Annotated in this window: 18 protein-coding genes and 1 pseudogene; 15 read left to right on the top strand and 4 right to left on the bottom strand. The window is 72.4% G+C overall.

The window, feature by feature from the left end:
• Positions 1 to 47: 47 nt before the first annotated feature.
• From R4Z62_RS27215 to R4Z62_RS27155, 13 genes and pseudogenes are all read left to right on the top strand, one after another.
• The gene (locus tag R4Z62_RS27215) at positions 48 to 1,469 is read left to right on the top strand and encodes a hypothetical protein (RefSeq protein ID WP_491521161.1); all 1,422 of its coding nucleotides are present in this window, start codon (positions 48 to 50) and stop codon (positions 1,467 to 1,469) included.
• Positions 1,470 to 1,534: 65 nt separating this feature from the next.
• Positions 1,535 to 2,107: a GNAT family N-acetyltransferase gene (locus R4Z62_RS27210; RefSeq protein WP_018571531.1), complete on the top strand. Its 573-nt coding sequence runs from the start codon at positions 1,535 to 1,537 to the stop codon at positions 2,105 to 2,107.
• Positions 2,108 to 2,507: 400 nt separating this feature from the next.
• Positions 2,508 to 4,202, top strand: a complete 1,695-nt coding sequence (locus R4Z62_RS27205) for a nitrite/sulfite reductase (RefSeq protein ID WP_491521160.1) — start codon at positions 2,508 to 2,510, stop codon at positions 4,200 to 4,202.
• Positions 4,199 to 4,384, top strand: a complete 186-nt coding sequence (locus R4Z62_RS27200) for a hypothetical protein (RefSeq protein WP_491521159.1) — start codon at positions 4,199 to 4,201, stop codon at positions 4,382 to 4,384. Before R4Z62_RS27205 ends, R4Z62_RS27200 begins: the two co-directional genes overlap by 4 nt.
• On the top strand, positions 4,381 to 5,091 hold the full coding sequence (locus R4Z62_RS27195; RefSeq protein WP_491521158.1) for a phosphoadenylyl-sulfate reductase: 711 nt from the start codon (positions 4,381 to 4,383) through the stop codon (positions 5,089 to 5,091). Before R4Z62_RS27200 ends, R4Z62_RS27195 begins: the two co-directional genes overlap by 4 nt.
• Positions 5,092 to 5,117: 26 nt before the next feature.
• Positions 5,118 to 5,654 (top strand): adenylyl-sulfate kinase, encoded by a 537-nt coding sequence (cysC, locus tag R4Z62_RS27190; RefSeq protein ID WP_491521157.1) that lies wholly within the window; start codon positions 5,118 to 5,120, stop codon positions 5,652 to 5,654.
• The gene (gene cysD, locus R4Z62_RS27185) at positions 5,651 to 6,589 is read left to right on the top strand and encodes a sulfate adenylyltransferase subunit CysD (protein ID WP_491521156.1); all 939 of its coding nucleotides are present in this window, start codon (positions 5,651 to 5,653) and stop codon (positions 6,587 to 6,589) included. Before cysC ends, cysD begins: the two co-directional genes overlap by 4 nt.
• 2 nt (positions 6,590 to 6,591) lie before the next feature.
• Positions 6,592 to 7,925: pseudogene (locus R4Z62_RS27180) on the top strand (sulfate adenylyltransferase subunit 1).
• A gap of 223 nt (positions 7,926 to 8,148) precedes the next feature.
• Entirely contained in the window at positions 8,149 to 9,270 is a 1,122-nt protein-coding gene (locus R4Z62_RS27175) for an aliphatic sulfonate ABC transporter substrate-binding protein (RefSeq protein WP_491521155.1), read from the top strand.
• Positions 9,271 to 9,297: 27 nt separating this feature from the next.
• Positions 9,298 to 10,080, top strand: coding sequence for an ABC transporter ATP-binding protein (locus tag R4Z62_RS27170; protein WP_491521154.1), 783 nt, complete (start codon positions 9,298 to 9,300; stop codon positions 10,078 to 10,080).
• Positions 10,067 to 10,978, top strand: coding sequence for an ABC transporter permease (locus tag R4Z62_RS27165; protein ID WP_491521153.1), 912 nt, complete (start codon positions 10,067 to 10,069; stop codon positions 10,976 to 10,978). Before R4Z62_RS27170 ends, R4Z62_RS27165 begins: the two co-directional genes overlap by 14 nt.
• A 6-nt stretch (positions 10,979 to 10,984) precedes the next feature.
• A complete protein-coding gene (locus R4Z62_RS27160) occupies positions 10,985 to 11,725 on the top strand; it encodes a sirohydrochlorin chelatase (protein ID WP_491521152.1) in 741 nt (246 codons plus the stop codon).
• Positions 11,726 to 11,798: 73 nt separating this feature from the next.
• Positions 11,799 to 12,461, top strand: coding sequence for a hypothetical protein (locus tag R4Z62_RS27155; protein WP_491521151.1), 663 nt, complete (start codon positions 11,799 to 11,801; stop codon positions 12,459 to 12,461).
• Positions 12,462 to 12,533: 72 nt separating this feature from the next.
• Here the strand turns inward: R4Z62_RS27155 and R4Z62_RS27150 are convergent, their stop codons facing one another.
• The 3 genes from R4Z62_RS27150 to R4Z62_RS27140 form a co-directional block, all read right to left on the bottom strand.
• The gene (locus tag R4Z62_RS27150) at positions 12,534 to 14,492 is read right to left on the bottom strand and encodes a hypothetical protein (RefSeq protein ID WP_491521150.1); all 1,959 of its coding nucleotides are present in this window, start codon (positions 14,490 to 14,492) and stop codon (positions 12,534 to 12,536) included.
• A gap of 398 nt (positions 14,493 to 14,890) precedes the next feature.
• Positions 14,891 to 15,634: a mycothiol-dependent nitroreductase Rv2466c family protein gene (locus R4Z62_RS27145; protein WP_491521149.1), complete on the bottom strand. Its 744-nt coding sequence runs from the start codon at positions 15,632 to 15,634 to the stop codon at positions 14,891 to 14,893.
• Between the two features lie 43 nt (positions 15,635 to 15,677).
• Positions 15,678 to 16,706, bottom strand: a complete 1,029-nt coding sequence (locus tag R4Z62_RS27140; RefSeq protein ID WP_491521148.1) for a ketopantoate reductase family protein — start codon at positions 16,704 to 16,706, stop codon at positions 15,678 to 15,680.
• Between the two features lie 55 nt (positions 16,707 to 16,761).
• Here R4Z62_RS27140 and R4Z62_RS27135 point away from each other — a divergent pair, with 55 nt between their 5' ends.
• Positions 16,762 to 17,622 carry an aldo/keto reductase gene (locus R4Z62_RS27135; protein WP_491521147.1) on the top strand — a complete coding sequence of 287 codons (861 nt, stop codon included), beginning with the start codon at positions 16,762 to 16,764 and terminating at the stop codon, positions 17,620 to 17,622.
• Positions 17,623 to 17,655: 33 nt separating this feature from the next.
• The gene (locus R4Z62_RS27130; RefSeq protein ID WP_491521146.1) at positions 17,656 to 18,525 is read left to right on the top strand and encodes a transglutaminase-like domain-containing protein; all 870 of its coding nucleotides are present in this window, start codon (positions 17,656 to 17,658) and stop codon (positions 18,523 to 18,525) included.
• On the opposite strand, the gene R4Z62_RS27125 is transcribed toward R4Z62_RS27130, so the two are convergent.
• Positions 18,497 to 19,042 (bottom strand): DUF1697 domain-containing protein, encoded by a 546-nt coding sequence (locus R4Z62_RS27125; RefSeq protein WP_355481995.1) that lies wholly within the window; start codon positions 19,040 to 19,042, stop codon positions 18,497 to 18,499. The genes R4Z62_RS27130 and R4Z62_RS27125 overlap by 29 nt on opposite strands.
• Between the last annotated feature and the right edge of the window lie 174 nt (positions 19,043 to 19,216).

Here is a 19,216-nt window from a genome sequence, read left to right as displayed (position 1 = left end):
CGGCAGGCGTCCCGGAGGCGAACCGAGCCCTGGACTAGGGGGGTTGGATGAAGCAACGCGGGCGACACCGCCGGCGCAGGCAGGGCAGGGCGCTGCGCGCCGTGCTGGCCGGTGCCGGACTGGCCCTGACCGCCGCCGCCACGCTGATCAGCGCCTCGCAGGCCACGGTCACCGACGATCCCGGCGCGCTCAGGCCGCTCACGTCGGCCGCCGAACTGGGCGGGCTGCGGCTGACCGAACAGCCCGTCCCGGCCGGTTCGCTGGACCGGCTCGCCGCGGCGATGGGCCGACCGGTCGACGCGGGCACGGTGCTCGGCGACACCGACCGCACCCTGCGCGACGCCGACGACTGCACGGGCACGGAGCGCAGGGCCCTGCCCGTCGAGCCGTCGGCCGCCCGCGCGTACTGCTGGGACACCGAGGACGCCGAGGACGCGGAAACCCGGGAATGGCGGCCGCAGTCGGTGGCCACCTCCGGGGACGCGGACGGCGGCAGCCGGTGGGGCGCGCACCGGGTGATCCTGTCCGGCTGGACGCACCGCGGCGACGACGCGGACCCCCGCCGTATGGCCAAGGTGGCGTTCGTCGACGCCGCCGACCCGGCCCGCCTCACCTACACCTGGGCGCTGCTCGCCGTCCCGGTGGACGGCGGACGCGACTACCGCGCGCTCGCCTCCCGTGTGTCGGGCATGGTCCGCTACCGGGACAAGCTGCTGGTCACCGCCTCCGGCGACGGCCGGCAGGCGCTCTACGTCTACGACCTGCGCCGCATCCAGCGCGCCACCGTCACCGAGGACGCCGTCGGCCGGGTGCCGGGCGGCTGGTCCGCGCACGGCTACCGCTGGGTGCTCCCGGCGGTAGCCACCTACCGTCCGGCCGAGGGCGCCTGCGGCCGACCGGCGAGCGCGGCCGGTTCGTCCGGTTCATCCGGTACGGCCGGCACGTCCCGGGCATCCGGCGCATCCGGCCGGGACGGCGTCGCCCCGGCCTGCCCGAGCAGCCTCTCCCTGGATAGCAGTTCCGTACCGGACAGCCTGGTCGCGGGCGAGACGACCCGCACGGACGGCGACCGGCGCACCCGGCTGTGGCGCTACTCCTTCAGCGCGGACCCGGCCCGCTCCGGGCTGCTGGCCGCCGACGCCACCGGGACGGTCCGGGCGGAGGAGGCGTACGAGACGGATGCGCCGGGCGTGCGCGGGGTGCTGTCGCACCGCACGGGCCCGGCCGGCCACACCGACTGGTACCTGGGCCGGACGGCCGGGAAGCGGGGCGGGCACGGCACGCTGTGGCGGCAGGACACCCAGGGCGCCGAGGCGACCGAGTGCGGCACCTCGGACGACACGCACCGCTGCTGGGGCGACGGCGTCGGCTCCCTGTCCTACGCTCCGGCGACCGGCGAACTGTGGTCGGTGTCCGGGCGGACCCTGTTCGCGGTGCCGCTGTCCGCACTCGAACACGAGCTGCACTAGACCCACCGGGGCGGCCCGGCCCGCGCGATCGACAGGAGCCCCGGCCGGATGATTCCCTGGCCGGCATGACGAACATCGCCGTGACCACCTGGTCCCTGGAGCAGACCGCGCCGACCGACCTGCTGCCGGCCAGCGCGCCCGAGGGGGACGTCCGGATCGTCCGCGCCGAGGTGCCCTCCCCCGAGTTCAACCGCTTCCTGTACGCGTCGGTGGGCGGCGACATCCGCTGGACGGACCGGCTCGGCTGGACGTACGCGCGGTGGCGGGAGTACCTGGAGCGTCCGGCGGTCGAGACCTGGGTGGCGTACGACCGGGGCACACCGGCGGGCTACATCGAGCTGGAGGCACAGGACGACGGGGTCGTGGAGATCGTCTACTTCGGCCTGATCCCCGCCTTCCGGGGCCGCCGGATCGGCGGGCACCTGCTGTCGTACGGCACCGCCCGCGCCTGGGACCTGGCGGACCGCTGGCCGGGACTGGCGCCGACCAAGCGGGTGTGGGTGCACACGTGCAGCGAGGACGGCGAGCACGCGATGGACAACTACCAGCGGCGCGGGTTCGTCCTGTTCGACACCAAGGTCGAGGAGGAGCCGGCGCTCACCGCTCCGGGCCCCTGGCCTGGCGCGTTCCCGGCCTGAGGGCCACCCGCCCACGGCCCGTTCCCGGGCCGGACAACCGCTTTCCCCACCGCGGCTCCACTGTGACCGACGACACCCTTGTCCACACTCCGGGACAAGGGTGTCCACACTTTGGATAAAGGTGGACTGTGTCCAGATCGCCGTGCCACGCTGCCGTCATGTCTGGAACTGGAACCGCCTTGGTGAGCCGACGGCACGTCGACCACGGCCGCATGTCCAGCGCCATCTGTCCGGCGAGCTGACTCGCCCGCAGTGGCCTGGGGCCACGGGCACAGCACCACCGGATCTTCAGCCTCCTCCCTCCCGAGCGCAATGACGCGCCTGCCTGCCTGACTGCCCATGCGCCCGCATCCGCGCAGGTCAGAGCCGCATCTTCCGCTGTCCCGAAGGACGTATCACCATGGCCGCCGCCGCTTCACAGAACTCCGTCGCGCCCCGCCGCAAGGTGAGCCGCCACCGTGGCGAGGGCCAATGGGCCGCGGGGCACCTGACCCCGCTCAACGGCAACGAGCAGCTCAAGAAGGACGACGACGGTCTCAATGTGCGGACACGCATTGAGACGATCTACTCCAAGCGCGGATTCCACGCCATCGACCCCAACGACCTGCGGGGGCGCTTCCGTTGGTGGGGGCTGTACACCCAGCGCCGCCCCGGGATCGACGGCGGGCGCACCGGCCTCCTGGAGCCCGAGGAGCTGGAGGACGAGTACTTCATGATGCGCGTCCGCATCACGGGCGGACGGCTCACCACCGAGCAGCTGCGGGCCATCGGCGAGGTCGCCGAGACCTACGCGCGGGGCACCGCGGACATCACCGACCGGCAGAACATCCAGTTCCACTGGGTGCGCATCGAGGACGTGCCCGCCATCTGGGAGCGCCTGGAGGCGGTCGGGCTGTCCACCACCGAGGCGTGCGGCGACTGCCCGCGCGGCATGCTCGGCTCCCCGGTCGCGGGTGTCGCCGAGGACGAGATCATCGACGGCACGGCGGCCCTGGACGAGATCGTCCGCCGCTACATCGGCGACCCGCGCTTCTCCAACCTGCCGCGCAAGTTCAAGACGGCCGTCTCCGGCTCGCCGCTCCTCGACGTGGCGCACGAGATCAACGACATCTCCTTCGTCGGCGTGATCCACCCCGAGCACGGCCCCGGCTTCGACCTGTGGGTCGGCGGCGGCCTGTCCACCAACCCCCGGTTCGGGGTGCGGCTGGGCGCCTGGGTGCCCGAGGCCGAGGTGCCCGACGTCTGGGAGGGCGTCACCTCGATCTTCCGCGACTACGGCTACCGGCGGCTGCGCAACCGGGCCCGGCTGAAGTTCCTGATCGCCGACTGGGGCGCGGAGAAGTTCCGCCAGGTGCTGGAGGACGAGTACCTCGGGCGCAAGCTGATCGACGGGCCCGCGCCCGAGATGCCCGCCCGGCAGTGGCGCGACCACATCGGCGTGCACCGCCAGAAGGACGGCCGCTTCTACGTCGGTTTCGCCCCGCGCGTGGGCCGGATGGACGGCTCGCTGCTCACCAAGGTCGCCGCGCTGGCCGAGGAGCACGGCTCCGGGCGGGTCTCCACCACCGTCGAGCAGAAGATGATCGTCCTGGATGTGCCCCAGGACCGGGTCGACTCGCTGGTCGACGGTCTTGAGGCGCTGGACCTGCGGGTCAGCCCCTCCCCCTTCCGGCGCGGCACCATGGCCTGCACGGGCATCGAGTTCTGCAAGCTCGCCATCGTGGAGACCAAGGAGCGCGGCAGCGACCTCATCGACGAACTGGAGCGCCGGCTGCCCGACTTCGAGGAGCCGGTCACCATCAACCTCAACGGCTGCCCGAACGCCTGCGCCCGTATCCAGACCGCGGACATCGGTCTCAAGGGGCAGTTGGTCACCGACGCCGAGGGCAACCAGGTCGGCGGCTACCAGGTGCACCTGGGCGGCGCGCTCGGCCTCGAACCGTCCTTCGGCCGCAAGGTCCGCGGTCTGAAGGTGACCTCCGCCGAACTGCCCGACTACATCGAGCGGGTCCTCAAGCGCTTCCAGGCGGAGCGCGCGGACGGCGAGCGCTTCGCGGCCTGGGCGGCACGGGCCTCGGAAGAGGCCCTGTCGTGAGCGAGCGGGCCGCGCCCTTCTACTGCCCCTACTGCGGCGAGGAGGACCTGCGTCCCGGAGAGCAGGGCCACGGCGCCTGGGAATGCGGGGCGTGCAACCGGGCCTTCCAGCTGAAGTTCCTCGGGCTGCTGGCCCGGGGCTTCACGGGAAGTGCCGACGACGGAGGGGACAAGCGCACATGACGGCCGTTCAGGACGAGTGCACGGACGAGGAGTTGAAGGAGCTGGCCGAGCGGGCGGGCCGCGAGATGGAGGACGCCTCCGCGCCGGAGATCCTCCGGTGGGCCGCCGACACCTTCGGCGAGCGGTTCTGCGTGACCTCCTCCATGGAGGACGCGGTCGTCGCCCACCTCGCCTCCCGGGCCATGCCCGGCGTGGACGTGGTGTTCCTCGACACCGGCTACCACTTCCCGGAGACCATCGGCACCCGCGACGCGGTCGAGGCCGTGATGGACGTGCGCGTCATCACCCTCACCCCGCGCCAGACGGTCGCCGAGCAGGACGCCGAGTACGGTCCGAGGCTGCACGACCGCGACCCCGACCTGTGCTGCGCGCTGCGCAAGGTGGGCCCGCTCCAGGAGGGCCTGGCGGGCTACCGGGCGTGGGCGACCGGGCTGCGCCGCGACGAGTCCCCGACCCGGGCGCACACCCCCGTGGTCGGCTGGGACGAGAAGCGGCGCAAGGTCAAGGTCTCCCCGATCGCCCGCTGGACCCAGGACGACGTGGACGCCTACGTCACCGAGCACGGCGTGCTCACCAACCCGCTGCTGATGGACGGCTACGGCTCCGTCGGCTGCGCGCCCTGCACCCGCAGGCTGCTGGCGGGCGAGGACGCGCGCGCCGGCCGCTGGGCGGGCCGCGCCAAGACCGAGTGCGGACTGCACGGCTGACCGTGACCGAGATACAGGAGACACACGTGACGACCGGAGCCACCGTCTGGCTCACGGGTCTGCCGAGCGCCGGCAAGACCACCATCGCGCACGAGCTGGCCACCCGGCTCCGCGAGGAGGGCCACCGCGTCGAGGTCCTCGACGGCGACGAGATCCGCGAGTTCCTCTCCGCGGGCCTCGGCTTCGACCGCGCGGACCGGCACACCAACGTGCAGCGCATCGGCTTCGTCGCCGAACTGCTCGCCCGCAACGGCGTCCTCGCGCTGGTCCCGGTGATCGCGCCGTACACGGAGAGCCGGGACGCGGTGCGCACGCGGCACGTGAAGAACGGCACGGCCTATGTCGAGGTCCATGTGGCGACCCCGGTCGAGGTGTGCTCCGTACGCGATGTGAAGGGCCTGTACGCCAAGCAGGCGGCGGGCGAGCTGACCGGTCTGACGGGCGTCGACGACCCCTACGAGGAGCCGGTGTCGCCCGATCTGCGGATCGAGTCGCAGCACCAGAGCGTGCAGGAGTCCGCGGCATCGGTGTACGCGCTGCTCAGCGAAAGGGGACTGGCATGACGACGACCGTCACCGAGACCGAGGAGGGCACGGCCGGGCCGTACGCCCTCTCGCATCTGGACGCGTTGGAGTCGGAGGCGGTGCACATCTTCCGTGAGGTGGCGGGGGAGTTCGAGAATCCGGTGATCCTGTTCTCCGGGGGCAAGGACTCGATCCTGATGCTGCGTCTGGCGTTGAAGGCGTTCGCTCCGGCGCCGGTGCCGTTCGCGCTGCTGCATGTGGACACCGGTCACAACTTCCCCGAGGTGCTGGCCTACCGGGACCGCACGGTCCAGCGGTACGGGCTGCGGCTGCATGTGGCGTCGGTGCAGGACTACATCGACCGGGGTGTGCTGCGCGAACGCGCGGACGGGACGCGCAATCCGCTGCAGACCCTGCCGCTGACGGAGAGGATCCGCACCGAGCGGTTCGACGCGGTGTTCGGCGGGGGGCGCCGCGACGAGGAGAAGGCACGGGCCAAGGAGCGGGTGTTCTCACTGCGCGACGAGTTCTCCCAGTGGGACCCGCGCCGCCAGCGCCCCGAGCTGTGGAACCTCTACAACGGACGCCACGCACCGGGCGAGCACGTACGCGTGTTCCCGCTGTCGAACTGGACCGAGCTGGACGTGTGGCAGTACATCGCCCGCGAGGACATCGACCTGCCCGCCATCTACTACGCGCACGAACGCGAGGTGTTCGAGCGGGGCGGGATGTGGCTGACCGCCGGACAGTGGGGCGGCCCGCGCCAGGGCGAGAGGGTGGAGAAGCGGCAGGTCCGCTACCGCACGGTCGGCGACATGTCCTGCACCGGCGCCGTCGACTCCGACGCCACCACCATCGAGAAGGTCATCACCGAGATCGCCGCCTCCCGCCTCACCGAACGCGGCGCCACCCGCGCCGACGACAAGCTCTCCGAAGCCGCGATGGAAGACCGCAAACGCGAGGGGTACTTCTAGAGATGACCACCGTGACACCCGAACACCTCGCGGCCACCACCCTGCTGCGCTTCGCCACCGCCGGATCCGTCGACGACGGCAAGTCCACCCTCGTCGGCCGCCTCCTGCACGACTCCAAGTCCGTCCTGACCGACCAGCTCGAAGCCGTCGAACGCGCCTCCGCCGGCCGCGGCCAGGACGGACCCGACCTGGCCCTGCTCACCGACGGCCTGCGCGCCGAGCGGGGAGCAGGGCATCACCATCGACGTCGCCTACCGCTACTTCGCCACGCCCCGGCGCCGGTTCATCCTGGCCGACACTCCGGGGCATGTGCAGTACACGCGGAACATGGTCACCGGTGCCTCCACCGCCGAACTGACCGTGATCCTGGTCGATGCCCGCAACGGTGTCGTCGAGCAGACCCGCCGTCATGCCGCGATCGCCGCTGCTGCGGGTGCCGCACGTGGTGCTGGCGGTGAACAAGATGGACCTGGTGGGCTACCGGGAGCCGGTGTTCGCGGCCATCGCGAAGGAGTTCACGGCGTACGCGACCGAGCTGGGCGTCCCCGAGGTCACGGCCGTCCCGATCTCCGCGCTGGCCGGGGACAACGTGGTGGAACCCTCCGCGGTCATGGACTGGTACGGCGGACCCACCGTCCTCGAACACCTGGAGACCGTCCCGGTCAGCCACGACCTGGCGCACTGCCACGCCCGGCTGCCCGTGCAGTACGTGATCCGGCCGCAGACCGCCGAGCACCCCGACTACCGCGGGTACGCCGGGCAGATCGCCGCGGGCTCCTTCCGCGTCGGTGAGGAGGTCACCGTGCTGCCCTCCGGGCGCACCTCGCGGATCTCCGGCATCGACCTGCTGGGCGAACCGGTCGAGGCGGCCTGGACGACGCAGTCGGTGACGGTGCTGCTGGAGGACGACATCGACGTCTCGCGCGGCGACCTGATCGTGCCGAGCCAGGACGCGCCGGCCACCACCCAGGACGTCGAGGCGACCGTCTGCCATGTGGCCGACGCCCCGCTGACCGTCGGCCACCGGGTGCTCCTCAAGCACGGCACCCGCACGGTCAAGGCGATCGTCAAGGACATCCCGTCCCGGCTCACCCTGGACGACCTGTCGCTGCACCCGCACCCGGGACAGCTCGCCGCCAACGACATCGGCCGGGTCAAGATCCGCACCGCCGAGCCCCTGCCGGTCGACTCCTACGCCGACTCGCGCCGCACCGGCTCCTTCATCCTGATCGACCCCGCCGACGGCACCACCCTGACCGCGGGCATGGTCGGCGAGTCGTTCGCCGCGCCCGACCCCGTCAAGGACGCCGCCGACGAGGGCGGCTGGGACTTCTGACGATGAACTGCTTCGATTACTACTCGCTGTTCGCCAAGGAGGGCGGCCGGGTCGGCAGCGGTGCCCTCGGCAGCGGGCAGGGCGGAGTGGCGCGATGTGTGCGCTGACGTACGCGCACCGCTCGCGCGCCCTCACCCCCCACCGCAGTAGACGAAGACCTGCCGACCTCCCGGCCACGACCTGAGAGACCGTGACCGCCGGGCCTCCGAGAGGACAGCCTCCCGTGCCTGTCAACCGCTCGACCACCTTGCGCCGCGGCCTCGCCGTGGCCACCGCGCTTCCGCTGCTCGCCCTGGCTGCCTGCAGCTACGGCTCCAAGGCCGCGGACGACCCCGCCGACCAGAAGATCGCGGCGGGCGCCCAGAAGACCGACGGCCTGGACTCCGTCAAGATCGGCTACTTCGGCAACGTGACCCACGCGACCGCCCTGGTGGGGGTGCAGAAGGGCTTCTTCCAGAAGGCGCTGGGCGCCACCAAGGCCAAGTACCAGGTCTTCAACGCCGGTCCGTCCGAGATCGAGGCGCTGAACTCCGGTTCCGTCGACATCGGCTGGATCGGCCCGTCCCCCGCGATCAACGGCTACACCAAGTCGGACGGCAAGAGCCTGCGCATCATCGGCGGTTCGGCCTCCGGCGGCGTCAAGCTGGTGGTGAACCCGGACAAGATCAAGTCCGTCGCGGACGTCAAGGGCAAGAAGATCGCCACCCCGCAGCTGGGCAACACCCAGGACGTGGCGCTGCTCAACTGGATCGCCGAGCAGGGCTGGAAGGTCGACGCGCTAAGCGGCAAGGGCGACGTGTCGGTGGTCCGCACCGACAACAAGGTCACCCCGGACGCCTACAAGGCCGGTTCCCTGGACGGCGCCTGGGTGCCGGAGCCGACCGCCTCCAAGCTGGTCGCCGAGGGCGCCAAGGTGCTGCTGGACGAGTCCGCGCTGTGGCCGGACAAGAAGTTCGTGATCACGAACATCATCGTGTCGCAGAAGTTCCTGAAGGCGCACCCCAAGGCCGTCGAGGCGGTCCTGAAGGCGTCCGTCGACACCAACAAGTGGATCAACGCCAACCCGGACGAGGCGAAGGCGGCGGCCAACAAGCAGCTCGCGGCCGACTCCGGCAAGGCACTGCCCACCGACATCCTCGACCCGGCGTGGCAGTCCATCAAGATCACCGATGATCCGCTGGCCGCCACCCTGGAGAGCCAGGCGCAGCACGCCGTGAAGGCCGGCCTGCTCAAGCAGCCCGAGCTGAACGGCATCTACGACCTCACCCTCCTGAACAAGGTGCTCAAGGCCGAGGGCGAGCCCACCGTCAGCGACGCCGGTCTCGGCGTCAAGCAGCACTCCTAGCCCACGAGTTCCCAGGAGGTGACGACCATGGCCACGACCACTCTCGCCAAGGCCCCCGAGGCCGTCGAACACGCGGCACGCCTCGAGCATGTCTCGAAGTCCTTCGCGGCTCCGCGCGGGCAGCAGCTCGTGCTGGACGACATCAGTCTCGATGTCGCCCCGGGCGAGTTCGTCACCCTCCTGGGGGCCTCGGGGTGCGGCAAGTCCACCCTGCTGAACCTGGTGGCGGGTCTGGACCGGCCCAGCGCCGGGTCCATCACCACGGACGGCCGGCCCGCGCTGATGTTCCAGGAGCACGCCCTGTTCCCGTGGCTGACCGCGGGCAAGAACATCGAACTGGCCCTGCGGCTGCGGGGCGTGACCAAGCAGGACCGGCGCGGCCGCGCCGAGGAACTGCTCGCGCTGGTCCGGCTCTCGGGCGCGTACGGCAAGCGGGTGCACGAGCTGTCGGGCGGGATGCGGCAGCGGGTGGCGCTGGCCCGCGCGCTCGCCCAGGAGAGCAACCTGCTGCTGATGGACGAGCCGTTCGCCGCGCTCGACGCCATCACCCGGGACGTGCTGCACGACGAGCTGACCCGGATCTGGCAGGAGACCGGCGTCTCGGTGCTGTTCGTGACGCACAACGTGCGCGAGGCGGTGCGGCTCGCGCAGCGCGTGGTGCTGCTGTCCTCCCGGCCGGGGCGGGTGGCCCGCCAGTGGACGGTGGACATCCCGCAGCCGCGCCGCATCGAGGACGCGCCCGTCGCGGAACTGTCCCTGGAGATCACCGAAGTACTGCGTGGGGAGATCCGCCGCCATGGCCAGCACTGAGACGACACCGGCGCGCGACGCCGAACCGGACGGCCGGGACGAGGGCCTGGGCGGGGTCGAGGCCGGACTCGACGCGCTGGAGGACACCCCGGGCGGCCGTACCCCGCTGCGGAAGACCTTCACCGACAAGATCCTGCCGCCGATCACGGCGGTCGTGGTGGTCCTGCTGCTGTGGCAGGGGCTGATCACCTTCCATGTGGTCGACGACCCGACCAAGCTGCCCTCCCCCGCCGACGTGAGCCGCGAGTTCAAGGACGCCTGGCTCCAGGGCACCCTGCTCGGCTTCATCTGGACCTCCGTCTCGCGCGGTCTGCTGGGCTTCCTGTTCGCGCTGGCCATCGGCACCCCGCTGGGCCTGGTGGTGGCCCGGGTGAAGTTCGTGCGCGCGGCCATCGGACCGGTGCTGTCGGGGCTCCAGTCGCTGCCGTCGGTGGCGTGGGTGCCGCCCGCGGTGATCTGGCTGGGCCTGAACAACTCGATGATGTACGCGGTGATCCTGCTCGGCGCGGTGCCCTCCATCGCCAACGGCCTGGTGTCCGGCATCGACCAGGTGCCGCCGCTGTTCCTGCGGGCGGGCCGCACCATGGGCGCGACCGGGCTGCGGGGCGCGTGGCACATCGTGCTGCCGGCCGCGCTGCCCGGCTATCTGGCGGGGCTGAAGCAGGGCTGGGCCTTCTCCTGGCGCTCGCTGATGGCGGCGGAGATCATCGCCTCCTCGCCCGACCTGGGCATCGGTCTGGGCGCGCTGCTGGAGAACGGCCGCAACGCCAGCTCCATGTCGCTGGTCTTCCAGGCCATCGTCCTCATCCTGTTCGTCGGCATCGCCATCGACCTGCTGATCTTCAGTCCGCTGGAGCGGTGGGTGCTGCGCAGCCGCGGTCTCTTCGTGAAGAGCTGAACGCCCATGTCCGCGCAGCCCGTCCTCCTCGTCGTCGCCCACGGCAGCCGCGATCCGCGGCATGCCGCGACCGTGTACGCCCTGGTGCGCCGGGTGCGGGCGCTGCGCCCGCACCTGCGGGTGGAGACCGGTTTCCTGGACTTCAACGTGCCGTCCGTACCGGCCGTCCTGGAGTCGCTGGCGGCCGACGGCGTACGGGACGTGGTGGCGCTGCCGCTGCTGCTGACCCGCGCCTTCCACGCCAAGGCGGACATCCCGGCGGTGCTGCGCCATGCGCCGCCGCGGCTGCGGATCCGGCAGGCCGACGTGCTGGGGCCCTCGCCGCTGCTGACGGCGGCCCTGGAACGGCGGCTGCGCGAGGCGGGGCTCGCCCCCGCCGACAGGTCCTCGACCGGGGTCGTGCTGGCCTCGGCGGGGTCCTCCGACCCGGAGGCGATCGCAGTGATCGCAGACATCGCGCGGGAGTGGCGGCGCACCGGTTGGTGTGCCGTGCGGCCTGCGTTCGCCTCCGCCTGCCTGCCGCGCACCGAGGACGCGGTGCGCGAGCTGCGGGAGCAGGGCTGTGCGCGGGTGGCCGTCGCCCCCTACGTCCTGGCGCCCGGCTTCCTCCCGGACCGGATCGCCCGGGGCGCGGCCGGCGCCGATGTCCTCGCCGAGGTGCTCGGCCCGGCCCCCGAGGTGGCCCGGGTGCTGCTGGAGCGCTACGACGCGGCGCGGCTGCCGAGGGTGGCGGCCGTGGGCGCTTAGGACCTGTCCTGGGCGCCTCTCGCGGGGGTCGCTATCGTGGCGGCCAAGGTCGAGAGGAGAGGGGTCGGTCGCGATGGCGGACGGCTTGGCGTGGATGGGTGAGCACTGGTACAGCGGTGCGGTCGCCAAGGACGGGATGCTCTCGGACATCAGCCTCACGGCGGTGCGGGGCGTGGACCCGGTGGACTTCGCGGTGCGCCTCGGTGCCGACCGGGCCATGGCCGAACGCCCGCCGCTGTTCAAGGACTTCGACCGGCTGAGTGTGGATCTGGGCGACAGCGTGGCGATGTTCGGCCGCGCCGGCGAGTGGTCGTACGTCCTGGAGGTCGAGCGGTCCACCTGGCACCTGGTCCTCCTGGACCGGCTGGGCCAGGACACCCTGCTGGGACCGGGCGAGGAACTCGTGTGCCTGGACCGCTTCCTGGACGAGGAGCCGTGGGTGTGCCAGGTCGACGCGGCGGGCGAGGTGGGTGCGGGCGGGCTCGGTGACAGCCTGCTGGAGAGCGCCGTCGCGGTCGAGGACCGGCTCGGGGCGTTCGCCGGGCTGGACGCGGCCATGCGCCGGGCCGGTGCGGTGCGGGACACCTTCCCCGGCTGCGAGGACCCCGAGGACGAGGCGGAGGAGCTGGCGAAGCGGCTGTTCGCGGCGGTGGGCGACGAGCTCGGGCTGTCGCTGCCGCGCCGGGAGATCGAGCTGGGCCTGCTGCCCGCGGTGCATCTGCCCTCACCGGTGTGAGCCGCGGCGGGGGCGCCGTGCCCGCTCGGCACGGCGCCCCCGGTGAGTGAGTGAGTGAGTGAGGTGGTGCTGCTACTGGTTGTTCGCGGTCATGGTGCACCGCACGGCGGTCGCGCTGTCCTCGGAGCACGCCGCGCGCACGTTGGTGTCCAGCCAGTACGGATCCCGGTCCAGCAGGCGCTGGTTGGCGTTGAAGGAGCCGAAGGCGGCCATCGAACCGCTGTTGTCGTTGCCGGAGATCGCGGACCGCCCGCAGACCTCCTTCCACGTCGGGGTGTGGCCGTCGATGTTGAACAGGTGCACGGTGCCGCCCTGCTTGCTCGCCAGGGTCTGCACACAGGCGTCACCGCTGCCGACCGGGTTCAGGCCGCCCGCGAGCGAGGGCATGCCGCCGCTGTTGTAGGTGGCGTTGAACGCGAACTCGTCGCAGTTCAGCTCCTTGTCCGTGGCGCCGTTGAGGGCGCTGGTGTCGCCGTTGGCGGCCGCCCATCCGGTGGGGCAGATCACCGTCCGGTTGCCGCTGATGTCGCCGTCGGGCAGGAAGTACAGCGGCTTGCTGTCGGCCTTGCTGCCGGGGTGGTTGGACAGCTTGTGCTGGATGAGCCAGGCGTGCGACGAGGCCTGCGGGTACTTGGCCGCGTTGAAGGTGTAGGTCGGCACGTAGTTGTGGAACACGCAGCCGGTCGTCGGCACCTTGCTGACGATCTTGGTGTTGTCGCAGCGGATCTGGTCGGGAGCCCCGCCGTTCTCCAGGTCGCCGCCCGCGACGTCCATGAAGACCGCGGGGGTCGTCTGCACCGTCTGGCCGGGGATCTTCGGGTTGCCCTGGAGGGCGACCGCGACGCCGAGCTTCATCACCTGCGGCTTGCTGGTGTTCGGCCCGGACAGGTCCGGCGCCCAGAGGTAGGAGGCGTCGGCAAAGACGCTGTGGTGGTCACCGGGCACCCAGGCGGCCGCGCCGGTCCAGCCGCTGACGTTCTGGACGCCGCAGTTGCCGGAGGGCTCGCAGTCGATCTTCGGGGCGTCCAGGGTGAACGCGGGGATGGTCGCCGGGACGTCCACGTCGGTGACGTTGATCCGCTCGGTGATGTTCCCCGACTTCGGGTCCAGCTTGCGCTCGTTGACCACCAGCGCCTTCACGGTGCCCACGGGGGCGTCGTTGAGGGTCGCCTCCCACGCCATGGTGAACGAGGAGCACTCCTCGAAGCGCGTCGTCCACAGCCCCTTGCGCGGGGCGGCCGGGTCGCAGTCGCTGACCAGGGACGCCTGCGCGGCGGCCCGCTGCCGGGCGCCGGCCGCCCGGTGGAGGGTGAAGTTGCGGCCGTCGTAGGGCTCGGCGCTGCCGCACACCTTCACCCCGTCGGACGAGGTGGTGCAGTGGGTTCCGGACGTCCCGAGGACGGTGGAGGGGGTGCGGCTCGCGCCGGCCGCGGTCTGCCACGGGGAGGCGGGTGCCAGGGTGTCGGTGTACGGCTGCGCGGTCTGGTCCGGGTTCGCCGCCGAGGCGTTGGGGGCCGGCAGGGCGAGGTCGACGGGCATCCTGACGCGGAAGCGCGCCCACGGCGACCACGACGTCTCGTACAGGCCGCTTTCCTTGGCGTAGGCGGAGGTGTGGAAGACGTAGTCGGTGTTCGGCTTCAGCCGGCCCGCCCCCACGCTCACGGAGGCGGTGGCACCGGACTTGACGAAGTCGGACACCAGGACGCCGTACTGGTTGTCGCTGATCTTCACCTGGGTCTTGGCGTTGCCCGCGGAGTCGGCGGTCCAGACCTCGAAGGTGAGGTTGGCGGTGCCGCCGTCGGCGTTGGTCACGGTGTTGCTCAGCTTGACCTTGGGGGTGCTGACCTGCCAGACGCCGGAGGCGTCCTTCTTGCCCGGCCCCGCCGAGGGGTTCTTGCCCGACACCGGCCGGGACGCCGCGGCGGCGGTGGCCTTCAGCGCGGGCCCGGCGGCCGGCCGGGACGACGGCGCGGCGTTCGGGTCCGGGTTGCGCACGAAACCGCCGCCGTCGGCCGCGGTCGCGCTCGCCATCCCGGATCCCGCGAACAGCAGCGCCGCGGTGGCGACGGCTGCCCGGTGAAGGATGAGCTTTCTTCTGGACGTACCAGACAAGACGTTTCCCTTCTGGCTCCGTCCCATGGGTCCCCCCGGGGCGGAGCTGGTTCCTTCTCTGCTGCTTCCCGTACACGGGTGCCGGTCCGCTCGTGCCGCTCGCGCCCACGGCGACGAGGCCCGGCCGCGACGTCCGTGCGACGCCGCCGCACCTTCCTATGCCGACGGGCACATGACAAGCCAGCAGATAAACCACGGCGCACCGGACAAGGAAGGCGCAACGCGACTGTGTCCATCCCCATGTTTGGCCGTGGTTGTGCGCTCGGGCGTGAAGGTTCCATGGGGATCGGCGGCGTGCACCGGCCGGAAGGTGACGGTCAGTCGAAGCGCAGGGAACCCGTGCGGGTGCGCTTGAGTTCGAAGAAGTCGGGGTGCGCCGCCAGGACCCGGAAGCTGTCGAAGAGCCGGGCCGCCTCGGTGCCGCGCGGCACCGCCCGCAGGACCGGTCCGAACCAGACCGTGCCGTCGACATGGAGGGTCGGCGTGCCGACATAGCCGCCGGAGCCGGGTTCCGTGCCCGCCCGGTGGCTGCGGCGCACGGCGTCGTCGTACGCCGGGTCGTGCGCGGCGCGCGCCAGGTCGGCGGGCAGGCCGAGTTCGGCCAGGGAGTCGGCGACGACCGCGTCGAAGTCGTCCTGGCCGCCCTCGTGGATGCGGGTGCCGAACGCGGTGTAGAGGTCGCGCAGGACGACGTCCCCGTGGCCCTCGCCGAGCCGTTCGGCGGCGGCCACGGCCACCCGCACCGGGCCGATCGACCGGTCGACGAGGTCGCGGTACCAGTCGGGCAGGTCGTTGCCGGTGTTGTGCAGGTGGAGGCTCATCACGTGGAAGCGGAGGTCGAGCGGGCGCTGCCGCTCGACCTCCAGCAGCCAGCGGGAGGTGATCCAGGCGAAGGGACAGGCCGGGTCGAAGAAGAAGTCCACCCGCGCGGGCGCGGTGGTGTCCCCGCCGGACCGGCCGGACCGGCCTTGCTGGTCGTGTCGGTCCGGCTGGTCGTGCTGATCGGGCTGGTCGGACTGGTCGTGCTGACTGGGCTGGTCGGGCTGACCGGAGTGCGTCATACCGACGACGCTAGGCGCCGGGCGGTACCGGGGCACGGCCCAATCAGCGGCTCGTTTCCTGGTCCTCTTCGACCGCCCGGTCGGCGAGGCGGACCAGTTCCGCGATCGGCAGCGACCCGGCCTCCCGGCGTTCGGCGGCGAAGGCGCCGGCCAGCCGTTGCAGCAGTTCGTTGAGCGGGACCGGCACGCCGTGCAGCCGCCCCAGCAGGACGATCTCGCCGTTGAGGTGGTCCGCCTCGATGCTGCCGGTGCCCCGGGTGAGGGACTGCCACGAGGAGCCGCCGCCGCGCGGGACACCGGGCAGCGGCACCAGGGTCATCCGGCCCTCGCGGGCCGCCTGCTGCTCCTTCTCGCTCGCGTACGCGATCCCGGCCGCGTCCAGCACCGCCTCCCCCTCGGCGCGCACCCTGGCGTACAGCTCTCGCGCCGCCTCGCTCTCCAGGGGGCCGCTGACGGCCTCCATGGCGTTGGCGAGGTTGCTCAGGAGCTTGGCGTACTGCCAGCGGGCCACGTCCGGGACGACCGGTGCCCCCAGCCGGGACGCCTCCAGGTCGGCGGCGATCGCCCGCAGGGTGTCGTCGGTGCCGTGCGGGTACCGGCCCAGGTGGAGGATGCCGGTCAGGGGGCTTCCGGCGGCGGAGACGGCGCCGGGTTCCAGGTGGGTGGCGGGCAGCCAGATGCAGACGCCGTACACCCGGCGGAAGCGGCGCAGGGCGCGGCGCTGCCCCTCGACGCCGTTCTGGGCGCACAGCAGCGGCAGCCGCTCGGCCGCCGTGCCGCCGCCCTCGACCGGCGCCGGTCCCCAGGCGTCGAGCGCCGCCTCGGTGTCCTGTGTCTTGACGGCCAGGATCAGTACGTCGTCGGCGCGCAGCGCGCCCAGTGCCGCGGGTCCGTCCACGGCGGGCAGCCGCAGGACCGTTTCGCCGTCCGGCACCGTCAGCCGCAGCCCGTCCGCGCGCAGTGCCGCGAGGTGCGCGCCGCGCGCGACGAGCACCACCTCGCGCCCGCTCTGCGCGAGCCGCCCCCCGACCGCTCCGCCGACCGCCCCTGCCCCGATGATGATGTAGCGCATGGGAGGAGCCTCCCACAGCGCCGGCCGTGGTCCGTCGAGAGATCCAGGAGTTTCCGTGCAGCCCTTCGATTCCTTCCTCCTCGGCGGCGAGCTGCCCGTGCGCCGGCTCGGCTATGGCACCGCGCAGCTCACCGGCCCCGGCTACTGGGGCCCGCGCGGTGCCGCCCGGGACGCGGTGGCGGTGCTGCGGCGGGCGGTGGAGCGCGGGGTGACCCTGATCGACACCGCCGACAACTACGGCCCCGACATCGCCGAGGAGTTGGTGGCCGAGGCGCTGCACCCCTACCCGGAGGCCGTGGTGGTGGCCACCAAGGGCGGGGTGGTGCGCACCGGTCCCGCCGCCTGGCACGTGGACGGGCGGCCGGAGGCGCTGCGCGCGACGTGCGAGGCGAGTCTGCGCCGGCTGCGCCGGGAGCGGATCGACCTGTACCAGCTGCACCGGCTGGATCCGGCGGTGCCCCTGACCGAACAACTGGGCGCGCTGGCCGAGTTGCGGACCGAGGGCAAGATCCGGCACATCGGTCTGGACACCGTCACCGCGGACCAGCTCACCGCCGCGCTGGAGGTGACGGAGGTGGTCTCGGTGCAGAACCGCTACCACCTGCTCGACCGGGCCGGAGAGCCGCTGCTGCGGCTGTGCGAGGCGCGCGGCATCGCCTTCCTGCCGTGGTTCCCGCTGGGCAACGGGGAGTTGACCGGGCACCCGGTGTGCGCGGAGACCGCCGCCCGGCACGGGGCCGCGCCGGGACAGATCGCGCTGGCCTGGCTGCTGCACCACTCCCCCGTGCTCTGCCCGACCCCGGGCACGGGCACGCTCGGTCATCTGGAGGAGAACCTGGACGCGGCCGAGGTGCGGCTCACGGCGCCCGACCTGGCCCGCCTCGACGCCCTCGCCGCTCCCGCCCACCGCGGTTGACCTTGCCCCCGGGGCAGGGTGGAGCGTCGCGGCATGGACCAGAGATATCTGCGGCAGACGCCGTACAGCGATCCCGGCGGGCTCGACGTGCGGGCGCTGCCGCGCGATCCCGGCCGGCTGGCGGGGCTCGTACGGGACCTGATCATCCACCGGGGCGAGGGCGAGCGGTTCGGCTGGACGGTCCCCCGCGACCGGCTGCAACATGACGCGGAGGCGCGGTACGTCACCGACATCCTCCGCCTGCTGGCCGAGCGCGGCGCCGCTCCGCTCACCGAACCCCGGCCGCCCGCACAGCGGTTCGTGGGCACCTGCCGGGACTTCGCCCTGCTGCACTGCTCGCTGCTGCGGGCGACCGGGACGCCCGCCCGGATCCGCTGCGGCTTCGCCACATACTTCGAGGACGGCTGCTTCGCCGACCACTGGGTCACCGAGTTCCGCACGCCGCAGGGCACGTGGCGGCTGGCCGACGCCCAGCTCCACCACACCTACGAGGGCCTGGACTTCGATCCCGTGGACGTGCCGCGCGACCGGTTCCTGGCGGCGGCGGACGCCTGGCGGGCCTGCCGCTCGGGGCGGGCCGACCCGCGGCGGTTCGGTGTGATCGGCCTGGAGGGGGTCGCCGGGCTGTGGTTCGTCGGCGCCGACCTGCTGCGCGACCTGGCCGCGCTGAACGGCGTCGAACTGCTCCCCTGGGACATGTGGGGCCCGGGGGCGGCCGACGACTCGGCGCTCGACGCGGCGCACCTCGCCCTCCTCGACACCGTCGCCGCCGCCCGCACCGAGGAGGAACTGCGGGAGCTGTACGCCCGGGAGGCGCGGCTCACCGTCCCGGAGGTGATCACCTCGTACACCACGCACACCGGGGTGCGGGAGGTCACCCTGCGGTCAGCTCCACGAGTCTGAGGACGGTGTTCCAGTTGCGGCTGGTGGCGATCAGGCCCTTGTTCACCCCGGCCCCGGACAGCCGCTGGGCGAGCCGGGAGCGGCCGATGCCGTCGGGCGCGTAGAGGTACAGGGCCCGGTCGCCGAGCCGGAACTCCTCGGGCAGGAAGGCGGCCCGGTCGATGCCCTCGTAGCGGGCCGGGCCGGGGTCCGCGGAGAAGTAGGTGACGTGGAGCTGGCGGGGCTCCAGAGCGGCGGCCGGGAAGGGGCACGCCTCGACGACGGCCCGCAGATAGGCGTGGTCGCGCACCAGGACGTCCACCGGGAAGCCGAACCGCTGCTCGACCGCCGCCCCGAGCCGGGCCGCGAGCGCCTCCTCGTCGCCGTCCGCCGCGGTGAAGACGGCCTGGCCGCTCTGGAGGTGCGTGCGGACGTCCCCGAGGCCCAGCTCGCCCATCAGGGCACGCAGCCCGGCCATCGGGAGCTTCCGGCTGCCGCCCACGTTGATCCCGCGCAGCAGCGCCGCGTACGTCGTCATCGCCTCAGCCTAGGGCCTCTCGTTTGGATCAGGCCGGGCTCGCTCCCCCGACCCTGATCAACTGCCCCGAGAGGCCCGGGTAGATGTAAGGGGCCGGGGTCCTCCCTGGTGCGGAGGGGGCGGGGACCCGGGGGAGGAGCGGCGGCGGTCGCGGTTCACCTGGCGGTACGACGA

Source organism: Streptomyces sp. PL-25 (assembly GCF_058344915.1).
The sequence above is the reverse complement of the archived record's forward strand: the minus strand, read 5'-3'. Positions and strand labels throughout refer to the sequence as shown.

Coding starts and splice junctions, on each gene's coding strand:
- R4Z62_RS27165 (WP_491521153.1), top strand. CDS start 10,067: ATGGCCAGCACTGAGACGACACCGGCGCGCGACGCCGAACCGGACGGC.
- R4Z62_RS27130 (WP_491521146.1), top strand. CDS start 17,656: ATGGACCAGAGATATCTGCGGCAGACGCCGTACAGCGATCCCGGCGGG.
- R4Z62_RS27145 (WP_491521149.1), bottom strand. CDS start 15,634: ATGACGCACTCCGGTCAGCCCGACCAGCCCAGTCAGCACGACCAGTCC.
- R4Z62_RS27150 (WP_491521150.1), bottom strand. CDS start 14,492: ATGGCGAGCGCGACCGCGGCCGACGGCGGCGGTTTCGTGCGCAACCCG.
- R4Z62_RS27160 (WP_491521152.1), top strand. CDS start 10,985: ATGTCCGCGCAGCCCGTCCTCCTCGTCGTCGCCCACGGCAGCCGCGAT.
- R4Z62_RS27215 (WP_491521161.1), top strand. CDS start 48: ATGAAGCAACGCGGGCGACACCGCCGGCGCAGGCAGGGCAGGGCGCTG.
- R4Z62_RS27205 (WP_491521160.1), top strand. CDS start 2,508: ATGGCCGCCGCCGCTTCACAGAACTCCGTCGCGCCCCGCCGCAAGGTG.
- R4Z62_RS27210 (WP_018571531.1), top strand. CDS start 1,535: ATGACGAACATCGCCGTGACCACCTGGTCCCTGGAGCAGACCGCGCCG.
- R4Z62_RS27170 (WP_491521154.1), top strand. CDS start 9,298: ATGGCCACGACCACTCTCGCCAAGGCCCCCGAGGCCGTCGAACACGCG.
- R4Z62_RS27195 (WP_491521158.1), top strand. CDS start 4,381: ATGACGGCCGTTCAGGACGAGTGCACGGACGAGGAGTTGAAGGAGCTG.
- R4Z62_RS27140 (WP_491521148.1), bottom strand. CDS start 16,706: ATGCGCTACATCATCATCGGGGCAGGGGCGGTCGGCGGAGCGGTCGGG.
- R4Z62_RS27155 (WP_491521151.1), top strand. CDS start 11,799: ATGGCGGACGGCTTGGCGTGGATGGGTGAGCACTGGTACAGCGGTGCG.
- R4Z62_RS27125 (WP_355481995.1), bottom strand. CDS start 19,042: ATGACGACGTACGCGGCGCTGCTGCGCGGGATCAACGTGGGCGGCAGC.
- cysD (WP_491521156.1), top strand. CDS start 5,651: ATGACGACGACCGTCACCGAGACCGAGGAGGGCACGGCCGGGCCGTAC.